We start from the raw sequence: 16,020 nt of genomic DNA, 5'->3' as shown, positions 1-16,020 counted from the left end.
GTCAATCCGGGCGAGTCCTTCCTCGACCGCATGATCGGAATGGTCGAGGCCGCCAAGCGCCAGAAGACGCCGAACGAGATCGCGCTGACCATCCTGCTGGTCGCGCTGACCATCGTGTTCCTGGTCGTCACGGCGACGCTGCTGCCGTACTCGCAGTTCAGCGTCGGCGCCGCCGGTGCCGGCACGGTGGTGTCGCTGACGGCGCTGGTCGCGCTGCTGGTGTGCCTGATCCCGACCACCATCGGTGGTCTGCTCTCCGCAGTGGGTGTGGCCGGCATGAGCCGCATGATGCAGGCCAACGTGATCGCGACCTCGGGCCGCGCGGTCGAGGCCGCGGGCGACGTCGACGTCCTGCTGCTCGACAAGACCGGCACCATCACSCACGGCAACCGCCAGGCCAGCGCCTTCTTCGTGGCGCCCGGCGTGCCGCAGGAGCGSCTSGCGCGYGCSGCGCTRCTGGCATCGCTGCCCGACGAAACGCCCGAGGGCCGCAGCATCGTCGAGCTGGCTCGCCGCGGCGGCACCGATGACAAGGGCGTMGMAGGTGCGCACTTCGTGCCCTTCACGGCGCAGACCCGAATGAGCGGCGTCAACCTGCCRSCGGCGCCCCACAGYCTYGRCGCYGMSSCGATCGTGTTGCGCAAGGGCGCGGTCGACGCGGTGCGCCGGCATGTCGAGGCGCTCGGCGGTRCGGTGCCCGACGCGCTGGTGCAGGCCGCCGACGCCGTGGCGCGCCGCGGCAGCACGCCGCTGGCGGTGGCCGAAGGCGCCCGCGTGCTYGGCATCGTCGARCTCAAGGACATCGTCAAGACCGACATCAAGGAGCGCTTTGCCGAGCTGCGCCGCATGGGCATCAAGACCATCATGATCACCGGCGACAACAAGCTGACGGCGGCGGCCATCGCGGCCGAGGCCGGCGTCGACGATTTCCTGGCCGAGGCCACGCCCGAGGACAAGCTGGCGCTGATCCGCCAGTACCAGGCCGAKGGCCGGCTGGTCGCCATGACCGGCGACGGCACCAACGACGCGCCGGCGCTGGCGCAGGCCGACGTGGCGGTGGCGATGGGCAGCGGCACGCAGGCCGCGAAGGAGGCCGGCAACATGGTCGACCTCGACTCCAACCCGACCAAGCTGCTCGAGGTGGTCGAGACCGGCAAGGCGYTGCTGATGACCCGCGGCTCGCTCACCACCTTCTCGATCGCSAACGACGTGGCGAAGTACTTCGCGATCATCCCGGCGATCTTCRTYTCGACCTATCCGCAGCTCGGCGCGCTCAACGTCATGCGGCTCGCGAGCCCGTCGTCGGCGATTCTCTCGGCGGTGRTCTTCAATGCGCTGGTGATCGTGTTCCTGATCCCGCTGGCGCTGAAGGGCGTGCGCTACCGGCCGGTCGGCGCGGCCGCGCTGCTGCGCCGCAACCTCGCCATCTACGGACTCGGCGGCCTGCTCGTCCCCTTCATCGGCATCAAGCTCATCGACTGGCTGCTGGTTGCCGCCGGTCTGGTCTGAAAGCATCACCATGACAAACAGCATCCTTCGTCCCGCCCTCGTGCTGTTCGTGCTGCTCAGCGCGCTCACGGGCATCGCCTATCCGCTCGCCGTGACGGGCGCCGCGCAGGCGGTCTTTCCGTCGCAGGCGGCCGGCAGCCTGGTGATGCGCGATGGCAAGCCCGCCGGCTCCACGCTGATCGGCCAGAACTTCAGCGACCCGAAGCACTTCTGGGGCCGCCCGTCGGCCACGGCACCGATGGCCTACAACGCGGCCGCTTCGGGCGGCGCCAACCAGGGGCCGCTGAACCCGGCGCTGGCCGAGGCGGTCAAGGGCCGCGTCGAGGCACTGCGCGCGGCCGATCCGGGCAACCCGGCGGCGGTGCCGGTCGACCTGGTCACGAGCTCCGCGAGCGGGCTCGATCCGCACATCAGCCCGGCCGCGGCGCATTACCAGGCGCCGCGCGTGGCGCGCATTCGCCAGCTGCCGCTGGACACGGTCGAACGGTTGATCGACGCCCACACCGAGGCGCCGCTGTGGGGCCTTCTCGGCGAGCTGCGCGTGAACGCGCTGGCGCTCAACCTGGCGCTCGATGCCGCGAAATGAGGACCAGGCACCGCGCAGCGCCACGCGCATCGCAGGGCGCCGAAAGACCGGCCGATGAGATAACCTCCAGCGCCGCGCACCTTTCATGATCGACGACACCCGCCCCGACCCCGACGCCCTCCTCGCCCAGCTGCGCTCCGAGGACGAACGCGCGCGCCGGGGCAAGCTGCGCATCTACTTCGGCGCCAGTGCGGGTGTCGGCAAGACCTGGGCCATGCTGAGCGCGGCGCAGCGCGAGCATGCGGCGGGCCGCGACGTGGTGCTGGGGGTGGTGGAGACCCACGGCCGCAGCGAGACGGCGGCCCTGCTCGCCGGCCTCGAGACGCTGCCGCCGCGGGACGTCCCGTACCGTGGCCGCACGCTGAAGGAATTCGACCTCGATGCCGCGCTGGCCCGCAAGCCGGCGGTGCTGCTGGTCGACGAACTGGCGCACTCCAACGCACCGGGCTCGCGCCACGCCAAGCGCTGGCAGGATGTGCAGGAGCTGCTGGCCGCCGGCATCGAGGTCTGGTCGGCGCTCAACGTGCAGCATCTCGAGAGCCTCAACGGCACGGTGGGTGCGATCACCGGCGTTCGGGTGCACGAGACCGTGCCCGACACGGTGCTCGACGAGGCCGACGAGGTGGTGCTGGTCGATGTCACGTCCGACGAGCTGATGGCGCGGCTGGCGGCCGGCAAGGTCTACCTGCCGCAGCAGGCCGAGCGGGCGGCGCAGAACTTCTTCCGCAAGGGCAACCTGATCGCGCTGCGCGAGATCGCGCTCCGGCGCACCGCCGAACACGTGGAGGACGACGTGCGCGGCTGGCGGGTCGAGCAGTCCGGACCACAGGGCGATGCGGGGCCGCCGGCCTGGAACACCTCGGGCGCCCTGCTGGCCTGTGTCGGCCCGCACGAAGGCGCGGGGCAGACGGTGCGCACGGCGGCACGGCTGGCCGGCCAGCTCAATGTGCGCTGGCACGCCGCCTACGTCGAGACGCCGAGGCTGCAGCGGCTGGCCGCCGGGCAGCGCGACCGCATCCTCGCGGTGCTCAAGCTGGCCGAGCAGCTGGGGGCGCAGACCGCGGTGCTGACCGGCGTCGACGTCGCCGAGGCCCTGGCGGCCCAGGCGCAGCAGCTCAATTGCGCCACGCTGGTGGTCGGCCGGGCCGAGCCGGCCCGGGGCTGGGCCCGCTGGTGGCCGTCGCCCACGCTGGTGCGCGAACTGGCGCGCCGTGCACCGACGATCGACATCGTCGAGGTCGCGCGCGCCGACAGCTCGCGCCGCCTGGCCAATCTCCGCACCACGCCCGCGCGAGGCGACGGCGAGTCGTCCGACAGGGCCGACGCGCCGCCGGCACGCTGGCCCGGCTACGCCTGGGCGGCGGCGGTCGCCTGCGCCGTCACCCTGCTGGCGACGCCGCTGGCGGGCATGCTGGAGCTGACCAACATCGTGATGCTGTTCCTGCTCGGCGGGGTGGGTGTGGCGATGCGCTTCGGCCGCGGGCCGGCCGCCTTCTCGGCCCTGCTCAACGTGGCGGCCTTCGACTTCTTCTTCGTCTCGCCGCGGCTCTCGTTTGCGGTCAGCGACGTGCAGTACCTCGTCACCTTCGCCGTCATGCTCGGCGTCGGCTTGCTGGTGGGGCAGCTCACCGCGGGGCTGCGCTTCGCGGCGGGCGTGTCGAGCAGCCGCGAGCGCCGCGCCCGCTCGCTGTTCGAACTGACGCGCGAGCTGTCGGCGGCGCTCGAGAGCTCACAGGTGGTGGCGCTGGGCGCGGCGGCGGTGCAGGGCCATTTCGGCGGCAAGGCCGTGGTGCTGGTGACCGACGCCAACGACCGGCTGGTGATGCCCCGGGCGGCGCCGCCGGGCTTCGATCCGAGCGTGGCCGACTGGAGTTTTCGCCATGGACAGCCGGCCGGGCTCGGGACCGCCACGCTGGCCGCGCAACCCTGGCACTACGTGCCGCTCCAGGCGCCGATGCGCGTGCGCGGCGTGCTGGCGCTGGAACCCGCGCATGCGCGCTGGCTGCTGATCCCCGAGCAGGCGCAGCAGCTGGACACGCTGGCCCGGCAGATCGCCATCGCGCTGGAGCGGGTGCACTATGTCGAGGTGGCGCAGCAGGCGGTGGTCGAGATGGAATCGGAACGCCTTCGCAATGCGCTGCTGGGCGCCATCTCGCACGATGTCCGCACGCCGCTGACGGCCCTGATCGCGCTCGCCGAATCGCTGCAGACGCTGCCCGAGGGCGGCGGCGCGCAACGTGCCGCGGCGCGCGCGATCGTCGCCCAGGCGCACCAGCTGCACGCCCTGGTCAGCAACCTGCTGGACATGGCGCGGCTCGAGAGCGGCATTGCCGGCGGCGCGGTGAGCCTTCGCCGCGACTGGCAATCGGTGGAGGAAGTGGTCGGCTCGGCCATCCGGGCGGCGCGCCCGGCGCTCGGCGACATCGCGGTGCAGACCGCGCTGCCGGCCGACCTGCCCCTGGTGGAGTTCGACGCGGTGCTGATCGAACGCGTGCTGGTCAACCTGCTCGAGAATGCCGCCAAGTACGGCGCCGCGCCGATCGAGGTCGGCGCGCAGGCCGAAGAGCGCGCGCTGGTGCTGCGGATCCGGGACCACGGACCGGGCCTGCCGGGCGGCTTGCAGGGGCGCGAACAGACCTTGTTCGACAAGTTCACGCGCGGCCAGGCCGAGTCGGCAACGCCGGGCGTCGGGCTCGGGCTGGCGATCTGCAAGGCGGTGGTCGACGCCCATGGCGGCGAGATCGCGGCGGCCAATGCGCCGGGCGGCGGGGCAGAATTCACGGTGACGCTGCCGCGGCGACCCCCGCCGGAGTCCGTCGAATCGATCGAACCCAGCCCCTGAACACGCCATGCCCGCACCCGTCGCCATCGTGATCGAAGACGAGCCGCAGATCCGCCGCTTCGTGCGCGGTGCGCTCGAAGCCGAGGGCTGGCAGGTGCACGAGGCCGGCACGCTGCGCGATGGGCTCGCGGCGGCGGGCACCCGCCAGCCGGACCTGCTGGTGCTCGACCTCGGCCTGCCCGATGGCGATGGCGTGTCGCTGATCCGGGACGTGCGCGGCTGGTCGGCGGTGCCGATCATCGTGCTGTCGGCCCGCATCGACGAGGCCGACAAGATCGCCGCGCTGGACGCCGGTGCCGACGACTACCTGACCAAGCCCTTCGGCACCGGCGAGTTGCTGGCCCGGGTGCGCGCCAACCTGCGCCGGCCGCGCAGCGCTGCGGGCGGCGGCGAGGATGCCGAGGCGGTGTTCCGCTTCGGCGAAATCGAGATCGACCGCAGTGCGCGCCTGGTGCGCCGCGCCGGCGAGGAGGTGCACCTGACGCCGACCGAGTACCGGCTGCTGTCGGTGCTGGTGGCCAATGCCGGCAGGGTGCTGACCCAGCGCCAGTTGCTGCGCGAGGTCTGGGGGCCGTCGCACGGCGAGCAGAGCCACTACCTGCGCATCTACATGGGGCACCTGCGGCAGAAGCTCGAGCGCGATCCGGCGCAGCCGCGGCACCTGATCACCGAAATCGCGGTGGGATACCGGCTGGTGGTTTGAGAAGGGGAAAAGTGGCGTTGGGCGGAGGGGTCGCATCACCCGGGTCCGTCGCCTCTTCCTTGACGCGGATCAATCGGGCCGTCCAGGCGGGTTCGATACTCGCCGATACCCATTCGACCCTGGCCGGAGTTCATCCATGACTCAGCAAGCACAGCCTGCACGGGCGCTGGCGGAAGACGCAGAAGTGCGCGGCTGGCGCGCTGCCTTTCCCCCGGCGCAGTGGCTCCCGTCCTATCAATCCAGATGGCTGGCCAACGACGCGATCGCCGGCGTCACCCTGGCCGCCTACGGCATCCCGGTGTCGCTGGCCTATGCATCGCTGGCCGGCCTGCCGCCGCAGTTCGGCATCTACTGCTACCTCGTCGGCGGCCTGTTCTACGCACTGTTCGGCTCGTCGCGCCAACTGGCAATCGGCCCGACCTCCGCGATCTCGATGCTGGTCGGCGTCACGGTGGCCGGCATGGCGCAAGGCGATCCGGAGCGCTGGGCCGGCATCGCCGCGCTGACCGCGTTGCTGATCGCAGCCATGTGCGTGGTGGCGTGGCTGCTGCGCCTGAGCTCGCTGGTCAGCTTCATCAGCGAGACCATCCTGCTCGGCTTCAAGGCCGGCGCGGCATTCACGATCGCGCTGACCCAGCTGCCCAAGCTGTTCGGGGTCAAGGGCGGCGGCGACGGCTTCTTCGAACGCCTCCTGATCCTCGGCGGCCAGATCCCCGAGACCCATCTCGCGGTGCTCGGCTTCGGCCTGGTCGCGCTGGTCCTGCTGCTGCTGGCGGAGAAGTACCTGCCGGGCCGGCCGGCGGCGCTGTTCGTGGTGGTGGCCTCCATCCTGGTGCTCACGTTTACCCCGCTCGGCGAACTCGGCTTCAGTATCGTCGGTGCGCTGCCCCAGGGCCTGCCGGACTTCAAGCTGCCCACCGTGCGGGTGCGCGATGTCGAAGGCGTGGTTCCGCTGGCCTTCGCCTGCCTGCTGCTGTCTTATGTGGAGAGCGTCTCGGCCGCGCGCGCCCTGGCCGAAGCGCATCGGTACGAGATCGACCCGCGCCAGGAATTCCTCGGTCTCGGGGCGGCCAACCTCGGCGCCGCGCTGTTCCAGGCCTACCCGGTGGCCGGCGGGCTCTCGCAATCCTCGGTGAACGACAAGGCCGGCGCCAAGACGCCGCTGGCCCTGGTGTTCGCCTCGGCCACGATCGGCCTCTGCCTGATGTTCCTGACCGACGGGCTGAAGAACCTGCCCAACGTCGTGCTCGCCGCCATCGTGCTCGTGGCCGTCAAGGGGCTGGTCGACATCGGCGGGATGAAGCGGCTGTGGCGGGTCAGCCGCTACGAGTTCGTGGTGTCGATGATCGCCTTCATCGCCGTGCTCCTGCTCGGCATCCTCCATGGCGTGATCGTCGCGGTGCTGGCGTCGCTGGCGCTGCTGATCCGTCGTGTCGCGCATCCGCATGTGGCCACCCTCGGCCGCATACCGGGCACCCGGAGGTTCTCCGACATCGAGCGCAATCCCGACAACACGCCGGTGCCGGGCGCGCTGGTCTTCCGCGTCGACGCGGCCCTGCTCTACTTCAACGTCGACCAGGTGTACGAGGACGTGCGGGCGATGCTGCGCGCCGCCCCGGCGCCGCTGAAGCTGGTGGTCTGCGACCTCTCGACCTCGCCCCAGGTCGACCTGGCCGGCGCGAAGATGCTGACCAAGCTGCACGAGGAGCTTGCCGCGGCAGGCATCCGGATGCGGATGGTCGCCGCGCACGCCGCGGTGCGCGACATCCTGCGCGCCGAAGGGCTCGAAGCAAGCCTGGGCTACTTCGGGCGCCGGATCTCGGTGGCCGACGTCATCGACGAGTTCGAGGGCCGCAAGGCGCCGGACGCCACGGGGACACCGTTGGCGCCAGCCTGAACCGCGCCCTAGCGGTAGATGACCGCTCGCCGATAGCCCCGGCGCGCGGCACCGGCAAAGGACAGCGGCGTCAGGGGCATGCCGATGACATCGATGAACACCGAGACTTCTGCACCCTTCGCGGGCATGTTGCCCTGCAGCACCCTGACCGTGTAGGACAGCGCGTTGCCCTTCAGAACCGGGGACTGCAACACCGCCACCGCCTGCCGCAGCGACTTGTCATCGAGCAGGGAAATGTCGGCATTGGGCGGATCGGAAAGAAAGCTCTGCTTGCCTGCGCTCCAGAATGGAACGAAGGCGGCTGTCCTCATGTTGCCGGCGATGCGTTCGGGACGGTCGGAGAAGAACACGGTGATCGGGCTCACTCCCTGCAGCGTCAGTTTGCCGGTCGTCCTGTCGTAGGTCATGCTGTTCGCCGTCTGCACGAACAGGAAGTCGGCCTGCTTCGCAGGCGCGTCGGCGGTCTGCGCCCACGCGGGCCCGAGGGCGGACCCCGAAGCGATCAAGCTCGCGGAGCCAACGAAGGTGCGTCGATTCGTCATGAGCTTCCCCGGTAGGCTGGTGTCGTGGCCGGCGCATCCGCCGCCGCCGGCCGCTCAATGCGGCCCCGGCTGCACGCGATTCAATGGCTTGCCATCCACCGCGGTCGCTTGCGCACTCTCCAGCTTCTGGATGTCTGCCGGCGACAGTGTCGGCCGGTCGACCTTGATCGTCAACTTGTTGAGCTTCGCGGTCAGTGGGAACGGCGGCTTGTAGTCGGCATCGTTGACGCCGGTCAGCGTGTCGGAGCCGATGTCGAAGCTCTCGTCCCACTGCAGGATCATCGGCAGCGTGTGGTCCATGGTGATCGTCTGCACCGCCTGGCCGTCCACCTTCAGGGTCCCGGTGCCGGGCCGGCCCAGGCCGCTCATGTTGTTGAACGCCAGCGTCCCGACGCCCAGGCCGTCGTACTTGAAGTCGAACTCCACGAGGTGCTTGCCGGGCGCCAGGACTTCGGGGCCCTCCCACTTCACCCGCTTCAGGTCGACCAGGTTCCACAGGAACACCGGCTTGCCCTTCAGCAGATAGAAGCCATAGCCGGCGAAGCGCCCGCCGGAGGTCAGGATCATGCCTTCGGCCCCGCCCTGCGGCACCTCGATGTCGGCGCTGATCGTGTAGGAGGCGTTCAGCAGCATCGGCGAATCACCCTGCGGCAGGCCGACCATCGGCCGCGTGTAAACGAACTCGGTGCGGCCCGCGGTGATGTTCGGCCGCGGCGCCACGATGCGCGCCGCCACCGACGCATCCATCGGGAAGACCTGGTGCCTCTTCGCCTCGGCGACGAACATCTGCTTCAGCTCCTTCACCTTTTGCGGATTGCCGGCCGCGAGGTTGGCGGTCTGGCTGAAGTCGCTGTTCAGGTTGTACAGCTCCAGCACCTGGTTGTTCAGCGGGTCCGGATTCGCCGCTCCGAAAGCCTCCCAGGGGGCGCGGTTGACCTGGGTGCTGAGGAACCAGCCGTCGCGGTACAGCGCCCACTGGCCCATCATCTCGAAGTACTGGGTCCGGTGCCTCGACGGCGCCTTGGCGTTGCCCGCATCGAAGGTGTAGGCGAAGCTGGTGCCTTCGATCGGTGCCTGCTTGATGCCGTCCACCATCTGCGGCGCGCGGATGCCGGCCGCCTCGAGGATCGTCGGCACCACGTCGATGACATGCACGAACTGCTCGCGCAGCGCCCCCTTGTCCTTGATGCGCGCGGGCCACGACACCACCATGTTCTGGTTGACGCCGCCGAGCTGCGAGGCGTTCTGCTTGAACCACGAGAACGGCGTATCGAAGGCCCACGACCACCCGGCCGACATGTGGTTGTAGGTCTGGTCGGTGCCCCAGACCTCGTAGAACTTCATCTGCACATCGACCGGCAGCTCGTTGAGGCCATTGAAGAACGCGACCTCGTTGGGCGTTCCCAGCGGCCCGCCCTCGGCGCTGGTGCCGTTGTCGCCGTTGATGTAGATGACCAGCGTGTTGTCGAGCTTGCCCTGGTCCTGGAAGGCCTGGATCACGCGCCCGATCTCGTGGTCGTTGTAGGCCGCGTAGGCGGCGAAGACCTCGACCTGCTTGATGAACAGCTTCTTCTCGTCGGCCGAGAGGGAGTCCCATTCCTTGAGCTTGTCCTTCGGCCACGGCGCCAACTTGGCGTCCTTCGGGACCACGCCGAGCTTCTTCTGGTTCTCGAAGATGCGCTCGCGCAGTTTTTCGTAGCCGTCGTCGAACAGGTGCATCGCGCTGATCTTGTCCACCCACTCCTTGGTCGGATGGTGCGGCGCATGCGTGGCGCCCGGGGCGTACTTGATGAACAGCGGCTTGTCCGGCTGGATCTGGTGCATCCGCGACATGTAGTCGATGGCGTCGTCGGCCATCCCGGTCACGAGGTTCCAGCCCGGCTTGCCCTCGAACGGATAGATCTGGGTCGTGTTGCGGAACAGGTTCGGCTGCCACTGGTTGGCGTCGCCGCCGATGAAGCCGTAGAAGTACTCGAAACCCATCCCGCCGGGCCATTGGTCGAAGGGCCCGACCTGGCTGGCCGCGAAGGCCGGAACGTTGTGGTCCTTGCCGAACCACGAGGTGGCGTAGCCGTTGTCGAGCAGCATGCGCCCGATGGTGGCCTTGTCCTTGGCGATGATGCTGTTGTAGCCTGGGAAGCCCGTGGACTGCTCGGAGATCACGCCGAAGCCGGCCGAGTGATGGTTGCGTCCGGTGATCAGCGCAGCGCGCGTCGGCGAGCACAGCGCGGTCGAGAACATCCGGTTGTAGCGCAGGCCTTCGTTGGCGATGCGGTCCATCGTCGGCGTCGGGATGACGCCGCCGAAGGTGCTGGGCACGCCGAAGCCGGCGTCGTCCGTGATGATCAGCAGGATGTTCGGCGCGCCCTTGGGCGGCACGATACGCGGCGCCCACCATGGCTTGGACTGCAGCGCGTCGTTCTTGATCACGCCGCCGAACTTCGGGTCGGGCGGCGGCAGCTGGCTGCCGTCGATGCTCGTGCTGGCGCTCGGCGATCCCGGCGTGCCGGTCACCTTCTGCGCCGAGACCGGGGTTGCGCCCAGGATCGCGACCGAGAGCGCAATGGCCGCAACCGCGGAAGCGGAAATGGCGGCCGGGCGGGTCCGCTCGATGTCGGCCGACGGCAGTGCGGTGCCCACTGAGTTCCTGGTCCGTGACATGGTGATCCTTTCAACGATTGCGCGAGTGTTCGCCCCGCCGTTGCGACATGGAATACGACCAAGGTGCTATGCCTCACGCGAACGCGCGGCGCAGCGCCTGGAGCAGGTCTTCCTTGCTGACAAGGTCAGCGACCGCGGCGGATCTTAGGACCGCTGCCGGTGCCGGCAATTGACCATGCTCAAGCCGTCGGGGGCCCGGACCTGGCCCCGGGCGGGTCAACGATGGACCGCAGAGGGGCGCCGCAGGACAAAAGGCGTCTTGCGCGGGTTCCCGATGGGGTATTTATCTTGTCGCGCGCCTGGATCACACTCCGTGTTGGCGGGCGCAAAGCGCCCATTTCCCATCCACCAGCCATAGAGGCCAGCCATGAACGACACGAGATTCCGGTTTGGGCGCCAACGGCGTTCGCTCGCCTCTGCGGTGTTGCCTGTTGCGGCCGCGCTGGTCTGCATGGTCGCCCCAACCGCGCGCGCCGAGGGCCTGTTGACGCCGTTCTCGACCGCTCCGGGTCCGCAGGCGCCCGCGCCGTGGCGCTTCGCGACCTTGCCCAACAAGGCGCCGACGAAGTTCGAGATCACGCAGCTCGATGGCCAGAAGGTGCTGAAGGTCGATGCCGACCAGTCCTACGGCAACCTGGTCCATTCCACGCGGGTTCAGCTCAACGAAGAGGCCACGCTGGCCTGGCGCTGGAAGGTCGAGCAATTCGTGGCCGGCGCCGATCTGCACACCAAGAGCGGCGACGACGGCGCGGCCAAGCTCTGTGTCTACTTCGACTTCCCGGCCAACCGTCTGTCGTTGGGCGAGCGCACCAAGCTCGCAGTGGGGAGCACCACGACCGGCGAATCGGTGCCCACCCAAACCCTCTGCTACGTCTGGGACGTCAAGGAAAGCAAGGGCAGCGAATTCGACAACGCCTTCACCAAGCGCATCCGCATGGACGTGATCGAATCAGGCGCGACTGACAAGGCCGGCGGCTGGCTGACCGAGCGCCGCAACCTGCTGCCCGACTACAAGCGAGCCTTCGGCGCCGAGGCCGGCGATACGTTGCCGGACGTGGTGGGGGTCGCGATCCAGGCCGACTCGGACAACACCAAGGCTCGCGGGATCTCCTATTTTTCCGACATCGACCTGCGCGGCGCACCCGCTGTAAGACCCGCGCAATAGCGGCCCGTGTCAGTGCGCTCGCGCGCCAGACAGGGCGCCTGCTGAGCGAGAAGGCTCCGGCGCGATGGCTCTGGCGCGGGCGCGTGGTCAAACTGGTAGGCACGCGGCAGCCGCAAGCACGGGCCGCTGAGGTATGTGCAGTCGCTGGATGCCCCGGGGAAAGCCAAGTTAGTACTTGATGTCCCGCTTGTCCTGGCGACCCTGTTGCTTGGTGTCGCGCTTGTCCTGTCGGCACGCGGGGTTGCTCTGCTGGTTGTCCGCCCTGCAGTCGACCTTGGTCGAGCGCGAGTCCTGCTTGGCATCCTGATTCACTGCCCTGCCTTGTTGGCGCTGCTGCGCCTGATCGGTTGCCAGAGCAGCGCCCCCCGATAGGGCAGTAATGCCGGCTGCGGCGAGCACTTCGACTGTCCGGCTCCAAAATCCGTTTCTCGAATCGATCATTTGTATGCTCCTGTTTGCTTCGCCGGAGGCCTCTGTCTGCGAATCCTGCTCGAAGGTCGAAGCGACGATGTCAGGCACTGCAAGCGCAAAGCCAAGCCCAAAAGTGAACTTCTGCCACCGGAAGTTCATGATGGCACGAATGACCGCTCACGGGAACCTCATGGCGATCGCCAGGGCGGTGCTGGAGTCGGTTGCCGGATTCGTCACTGTCCACGACATGCGGCCTTCTCGATGCAACAAGGACGGCAGCTTCTGATCCTCTCGGTCTGGAAGGTCTGGAAGCACCGGTAGCCCCAACTGCGCGCGTCACCACTGTCCGAAACAGATACAAATGCGTACCTTGAAATGCTCAGCTTTGCATTTGGCGGCCTAGACTACCAAGTAGTCCGAGCCACGACGTCGTCGCGCTGTCAGGTGGCGAATGGTCTCGTACGAAACCGTCGGTCCCTTGTGCGATTTTTTATGGAGCCACTACCATGAAACTTGCCTTAGCCGCATTGGTCATTGCAGTCTCCGGGTGCGCCAGCAAGCCACCGCCCCCCCCAGCAGCACCCGTCAGTCCCGTAGGCCAAAGCCAGCTTGCCCCCAAGGCGGCCGCTCTGTGCATCATGCAGAAATGGGCGACGAATTCCGGCCAGACGGTCTATGCGCAGTACGTGTTCGCGAACGACACGGCATTCGATGTCTTCGTTCCAGGCCAGCAGCCGCCCAGCGGCTCGGCCGCCCTCGTACGACCGGCCGCCAGTGGACCCGGTTCAATGGTGAGTTTCCGCGGCGTCGAATCCAGCATGGCCGGCATCACCGGCCAKTGCCAGTAGACCTGAGCGCCGCCACGCCCAACTCCACCGGCGAGGTTTCCAAGGACCGGAGCTTCGGCCACACGCAGATGCGCTACCGGATCATCAAGTATCTGGATAAGAAGCAGGCTGCGCTTGGCCAGGCCCGTGACGTCAGCCGTACCGACGGATAGTCCGGGATTTCGCGGAGCAGCGGGTTCTGTAGTCTTTTCGTCTCGCCGCCCCTGAAATGGCTGCCAGCCGAAGGCGGCGGACACCGATCCCGGGTCAACCGGGGATAGAGGGGACCTCGATGAAGACGAAGATTCACGCTTTGATGGCCTCTTTCGTTGTCGCGTCCGTCGCCCTGATGGGCGCCATGGGCAGCGCAAGAGCAGCTGACGAGTGGTTCGTGCTCGGCGAGCAGACGATCAAGTCCACCGATCCAAGCGCAGCGATCAAGAGCGCAGGGGGTCGATGGGACAAGGACGTCAAGCAGGTGAAGCTCTCTGTCGAGGGCGCTGACGTGCAGATCACAACGCTCGTCCTCAACTGGGACAATCGCAGAGACGACACGTTGAAGGATGTCGGGATCCTGAAGTCAGGGGGACAGACCGCTCCGGCAGATGCTCCGGGGCGCAAGGGGCGCCTCACGTCGGTGACGGTCCAGTACAAGATCCTTGGTAATGCACCGACGGCCACCCTCAAGGTCTGGGGATTGGACTGAGCGGGCCGCGCCGTGGTCGGCCTCCGGGCTCCAGTCGTCATGTCCAGGGGTTCACCTGACGACGAAGGGAGCGTCCCATACCTGCACGTCCACCAACTCCCACTCCTGATTGGCAGCGTTGGGTGCGCTGAATCTGGCAATACAGTCCCAGGCCTGTAAGCTGGCACCTTGTTCGGGCAGGCCGGGAAGGTGACCGTTCGCCGCATCCAGGCATCGCCGCCCGCGATCGTGATAGTTCTCCAGGACCATGCGGCGTCCAACGCCGCACTGAATTCGGGTGGGGCATTCTGCCGCCGTCATGACCACGGCCCGCACCCTCCACATCTGAGAAGCGTCTCCACTGCACGTATCCTGGACTATCGCTGCACCGGATCGAAAGCCGTTGGTCTTCAGGCATTTGCCTGAGTGCTTCGCCCGCAGCAGGAACCACTGCTCTTGCAATGGCTCCGGATTGCCCGGACGAGGTAGCCATTGGACGCTGAACTGCTGGCTCGGGCCACCGTCGTTCGGCCAAAGGACAACCGGAGCACCATCGTCGGTCCGGTGCGCGAGGACCTCGGCCATCATGCGGGTGCCCGAATTGACGATGTAGAAGTAGGGGACGTCGGCAGAAGCCGCCTGAGGCAACGCGGCGAACGCGGCCATGGCCCACAGGGTCAATGAGACAACGAGTCGAGTCTTGGAACTGCGAAACGCACCACGATCAGCATTCATTGCAACCTCCGTCGCGACGCGGGCTGACTCGATGCCCCAACCACTGCGACACCGCCTGCTCCGCTGGTTCCGGAACGGCGAGACTGAACCAATTGCCTCCGAGCGTCAATACGGGTACGGGCGATGGCTCGGGCGCCGTGTCCAGCGGCGGCACCACGACGCGGTTGTCCGCGCCCGCCCAGCCCCCTGGGTGACCAGGACATTGGACGCGTCGAGCGCGCGGTACTGCAGGTATCCGGTAGATCCGCTGAATTGACAATCGTCAACGCGGCGACCGTGGCGCGGCGGAAAATTCTCGGCGTGGCTCGCCACATCGAGAAAGGAATTCTGATGAAACCTCTGACATCGCTCACGGTTTCGGTGCTGCTCGGCAGCTTGCTGCCCCTGGCTATTTCGAAAGACCAATCCGGCACGGAAATCACCGCGTCGACCAATGATCAAGGTTGGCGATCAGGTGCACGCGACCTACACTGAAGCGGTGGCGCTCTCGATCAACTGACAAGCCGGATCGGGCCTGCGACAGGCGCTTCGCGGAGTCCATTCATCCCCAAGGAGTACAGATGAAACTCGGAAGACTTGTAGCACCCGTGCTGGCCCTGATGCTGACTGCCCCAGTCGTTGACGCACAAACTGCCCCGGCGGCCACGGCCCCGCCGCCCGCCGCCAATCCCGTCGATCCGGCTTCGATCCAGGCGCTCAAGGACATGGGCGCCTTCTTGCAGACGCTTGATCGCTTCCGGGCATCGACTCAGCTGACGGGCGAGCGCGTTCTGAGCGACGGCCAGAAACTGATGCACACGGCTTCGGCAACGGTCGATGCGGAGCGTCCGAACAAGCTGCGCGCACGCATGTGGAGTGTTCGCTCAGAGCGCGAAATCTTCTATGACGGCAAGACGGTCGCGCTCTACGTTCCCGCGCAGAAGTACTACTCGACAGTCGAGTTCTCCGAGTCCAACAGCGTCCTCGTAGGCAAGCTGGAAGAGCGGTACGGCGTCGAGATCCCGCTGTCCGACCTGTTCACGTGGGGCACCCCGGCAGCGCCGGTCGACAAGATCGAATCGGCGATGAATGCCGGGCAGGACTTCATCGGGAACAGTCTCTGCGACCACTACGCCTTTCGCCAGGGAAATTTTGATTGGCAGATCTGGATCACGACGGGCAGCAATCCCTTGCCTCGCAAGCTCGTGATCACCAACCGTGGCGACGATGAGCGCCCGCAATCGATCAGCCTCATGGAATGGAATCTGAAACCAGCCTTCAACGATGCGACGTTCAGATTCACCCCCCCCAAGGGGGCGACCCGAATCGAAATTGTTCCGGTGAAGTCCAAGTAGAGGAGCGCCACCATGAATGGATCATTCAGCAAGATGCTTGCGGCGCCTCTGGCCGTTCTGGTCTTGGTCAGCTTCGCGTGGACTCCTGTGGCCGAGGCCGCGGGCGATCGCGGCGGCGGGGGC

15 protein-coding genes are annotated in these 16,020 nt (G+C 67.6%); 11 read left to right on the top strand and 4 right to left on the bottom strand.

Annotated features, from left to right (window positions below; translation table 11 throughout):
• The 5 genes from kdpB to AC1D2E_RS30845 all read left to right on the top strand — a co-directional run.
• On the top strand, positions 1-1,509 hold a 1,509-nt coding region (kdpB, locus tag AC1D2E_RS30865; protein WP_478200929.1), incomplete at its 5' end, for a potassium-transporting ATPase subunit KdpB.
• Positions 1,510-1,519: 10 nt separating this feature from the next.
• Positions 1,520-2,095, top strand: a complete 576-nt coding sequence (kdpC, locus tag AC1D2E_RS30860) for a potassium-transporting ATPase subunit KdpC (RefSeq protein WP_478200928.1) — start codon at positions 1,520-1,522, stop codon at positions 2,093-2,095.
• An 85-nt stretch (positions 2,096-2,180) separates the two neighbouring features.
• Positions 2,181-4,937, top strand: coding sequence for a DUF4118 domain-containing protein (locus tag AC1D2E_RS30855; RefSeq protein ID WP_478200927.1), 2,757 nt, complete (start codon positions 2,181-2,183; stop codon positions 4,935-4,937).
• Positions 4,938-4,944: 7 nt separating this feature from the next.
• Positions 4,945-5,640: a two-component system response regulator KdpE gene (gene kdpE, locus AC1D2E_RS30850; protein ID WP_478200926.1), complete on the top strand. Its 696-nt coding sequence runs from the start codon at positions 4,945-4,947 to the stop codon at positions 5,638-5,640.
• A 136-nt stretch (positions 5,641-5,776) separates the two neighbouring features.
• Positions 5,777-7,537, top strand: coding sequence for a SulP family inorganic anion transporter (locus AC1D2E_RS30845; protein WP_478200925.1), 1,761 nt, complete (start codon positions 5,777-5,779; stop codon positions 7,535-7,537).
• Between the two features lie 8 nt (positions 7,538-7,545).
• Here the strand turns inward: AC1D2E_RS30845 and AC1D2E_RS30840 are convergent, their stop codons facing one another.
• Complete coding sequence (locus AC1D2E_RS30840) at positions 7,546-8,079, bottom strand: hypothetical protein (RefSeq protein WP_478200924.1); 534 nt, start codon at positions 8,077-8,079, stop codon at positions 7,546-7,548.
• A gap of 54 nt (positions 8,080-8,133) precedes the next feature.
• The gene (locus AC1D2E_RS30835; RefSeq protein WP_478200923.1) at positions 8,134-10,740 is read right to left on the bottom strand and encodes an arylsulfatase; all 2,607 of its coding nucleotides are present in this window, start codon (positions 10,738-10,740) and stop codon (positions 8,134-8,136) included.
• Positions 10,741-11,107: 367 nt separating this feature from the next.
• On the opposite strand from AC1D2E_RS30835, the gene AC1D2E_RS30830 reads away from it, so the two are divergent.
• Positions 11,108-11,905, top strand: a complete 798-nt coding sequence (locus AC1D2E_RS30830) for a DUF3047 domain-containing protein (protein WP_478200922.1) — start codon at positions 11,108-11,110, stop codon at positions 11,903-11,905.
• Positions 11,906-12,073: 168 nt separating this feature from the next.
• Here AC1D2E_RS30830 and AC1D2E_RS30825 read toward each other — a convergent pair whose 3' ends face one another.
• Positions 12,074-12,475 (bottom strand): hypothetical protein, encoded by a 402-nt coding sequence (locus tag AC1D2E_RS30825; protein WP_478175901.1) that lies wholly within the window; start codon positions 12,473-12,475, stop codon positions 12,074-12,076.
• 1 nt (position 12,476) lies between these two features.
• Between AC1D2E_RS30825 and AC1D2E_RS30820 the strand changes: the two genes are divergently transcribed.
• The 3 genes from AC1D2E_RS30820 (at position 12,477) to AC1D2E_RS30810 (ending at position 13,849) form a co-directional block, all read left to right on the top strand.
• The gene (locus AC1D2E_RS30820; protein WP_478200921.1) at positions 12,477-12,602 is read left to right on the top strand and encodes a hypothetical protein; all 126 of its coding nucleotides are present in this window, start codon (positions 12,477-12,479) and stop codon (positions 12,600-12,602) included.
• A gap of 220 nt (positions 12,603-12,822) precedes the next feature.
• Positions 12,823-13,164, top strand: a complete 342-nt coding sequence (locus AC1D2E_RS30815) for a hypothetical protein (RefSeq protein WP_478200920.1) — start codon at positions 12,823-12,825, stop codon at positions 13,162-13,164.
• A 271-nt stretch (positions 13,165-13,435) separates the two neighbouring features.
• Positions 13,436-13,849 (top strand): hypothetical protein, encoded by a 414-nt coding sequence (locus AC1D2E_RS30810; RefSeq protein ID WP_478200919.1) that lies wholly within the window; start codon positions 13,436-13,438, stop codon positions 13,847-13,849.
• A gap of 51 nt (positions 13,850-13,900) precedes the next feature.
• Here the strand turns inward: AC1D2E_RS30810 and AC1D2E_RS30805 are convergent, their stop codons facing one another.
• A complete protein-coding gene (locus AC1D2E_RS30805) occupies positions 13,901-14,563 on the bottom strand; it encodes an RICIN domain-containing protein (protein ID WP_478200918.1) in 663 nt (220 codons plus the stop codon).
• Between the two features lie 252 nt (positions 14,564-14,815).
• On the opposite strand from AC1D2E_RS30805, the gene AC1D2E_RS30800 reads away from it, so the two are divergent.
• Together AC1D2E_RS30800 and AC1D2E_RS30795 are read left to right on the top strand one after the other, a co-directional pair.
• Entirely contained in the window at positions 14,816-15,037 is a 222-nt protein-coding gene (locus AC1D2E_RS30800) for a hypothetical protein (protein WP_478200917.1), read from the top strand.
• A gap of 86 nt (positions 15,038-15,123) precedes the next feature.
• On the top strand, positions 15,124-15,897 hold the full coding sequence (locus tag AC1D2E_RS30795) for a DUF2092 domain-containing protein (RefSeq protein ID WP_478200916.1): 774 nt from the start codon (positions 15,124-15,126) through the stop codon (positions 15,895-15,897).
• Positions 15,898-16,020 lie beyond the last annotated feature (123 nt).

The organism is Variovorax sp. P1_H2 (assembly GCF_056405295.1).
This window is presented reverse-complemented; position numbering and strand designations above follow the sequence as displayed.

Bases quoted from the DNA above. Each gene is read 5' to 3' on its own strand.
- kdpC (WP_478200928.1), top strand. From the start codon at position 1,520: ATGACAAACAGCATCCTTCGTCCCGCCCTCGTGCTGTTCGTGCTGCTC.
- AC1D2E_RS30855 (WP_478200927.1), top strand. From the start codon at position 2,181: ATGATCGACGACACCCGCCCCGACCCCGACGCCCTCCTCGCCCAGCTG.
- kdpE (WP_478200926.1), top strand. From the start codon at position 4,945: ATGCCCGCACCCGTCGCCATCGTGATCGAAGACGAGCCGCAGATCCGC.
- AC1D2E_RS30845 (WP_478200925.1), top strand. From the start codon at position 5,777: ATGACTCAGCAAGCACAGCCTGCACGGGCGCTGGCGGAAGACGCAGAA.
- AC1D2E_RS30840 (WP_478200924.1), bottom strand. From the start codon at position 8,079: ATGACGAATCGACGCACCTTCGTTGGCTCCGCGAGCTTGATCGCTTCG.
- AC1D2E_RS30835 (WP_478200923.1), bottom strand. From the start codon at position 10,740: ATGTCACGGACCAGGAACTCAGTGGGCACCGCACTGCCGTCGGCCGAC.
- AC1D2E_RS30830 (WP_478200922.1), top strand. From the start codon at position 11,108: ATGAACGACACGAGATTCCGGTTTGGGCGCCAACGGCGTTCGCTCGCC.
- AC1D2E_RS30825 (WP_478175901.1), bottom strand. From the start codon at position 12,475: ATGAACTTCCGGTGGCAGAAGTTCACTTTTGGGCTTGGCTTTGCGCTT.
- AC1D2E_RS30820 (WP_478200921.1), top strand. From the start codon at position 12,477: ATGGCACGAATGACCGCTCACGGGAACCTCATGGCGATCGCCAGGGCG.
- AC1D2E_RS30810 (WP_478200919.1), top strand. From the start codon at position 13,436: ATGAAGACGAAGATTCACGCTTTGATGGCCTCTTTCGTTGTCGCGTCC.
- AC1D2E_RS30805 (WP_478200918.1), bottom strand. From the start codon at position 14,563: ATGAATGCTGATCGTGGTGCGTTTCGCAGTTCCAAGACTCGACTCGTT.
- AC1D2E_RS30795 (WP_478200916.1), top strand. From the start codon at position 15,124: ATGAAACTCGGAAGACTTGTAGCACCCGTGCTGGCCCTGATGCTGACT.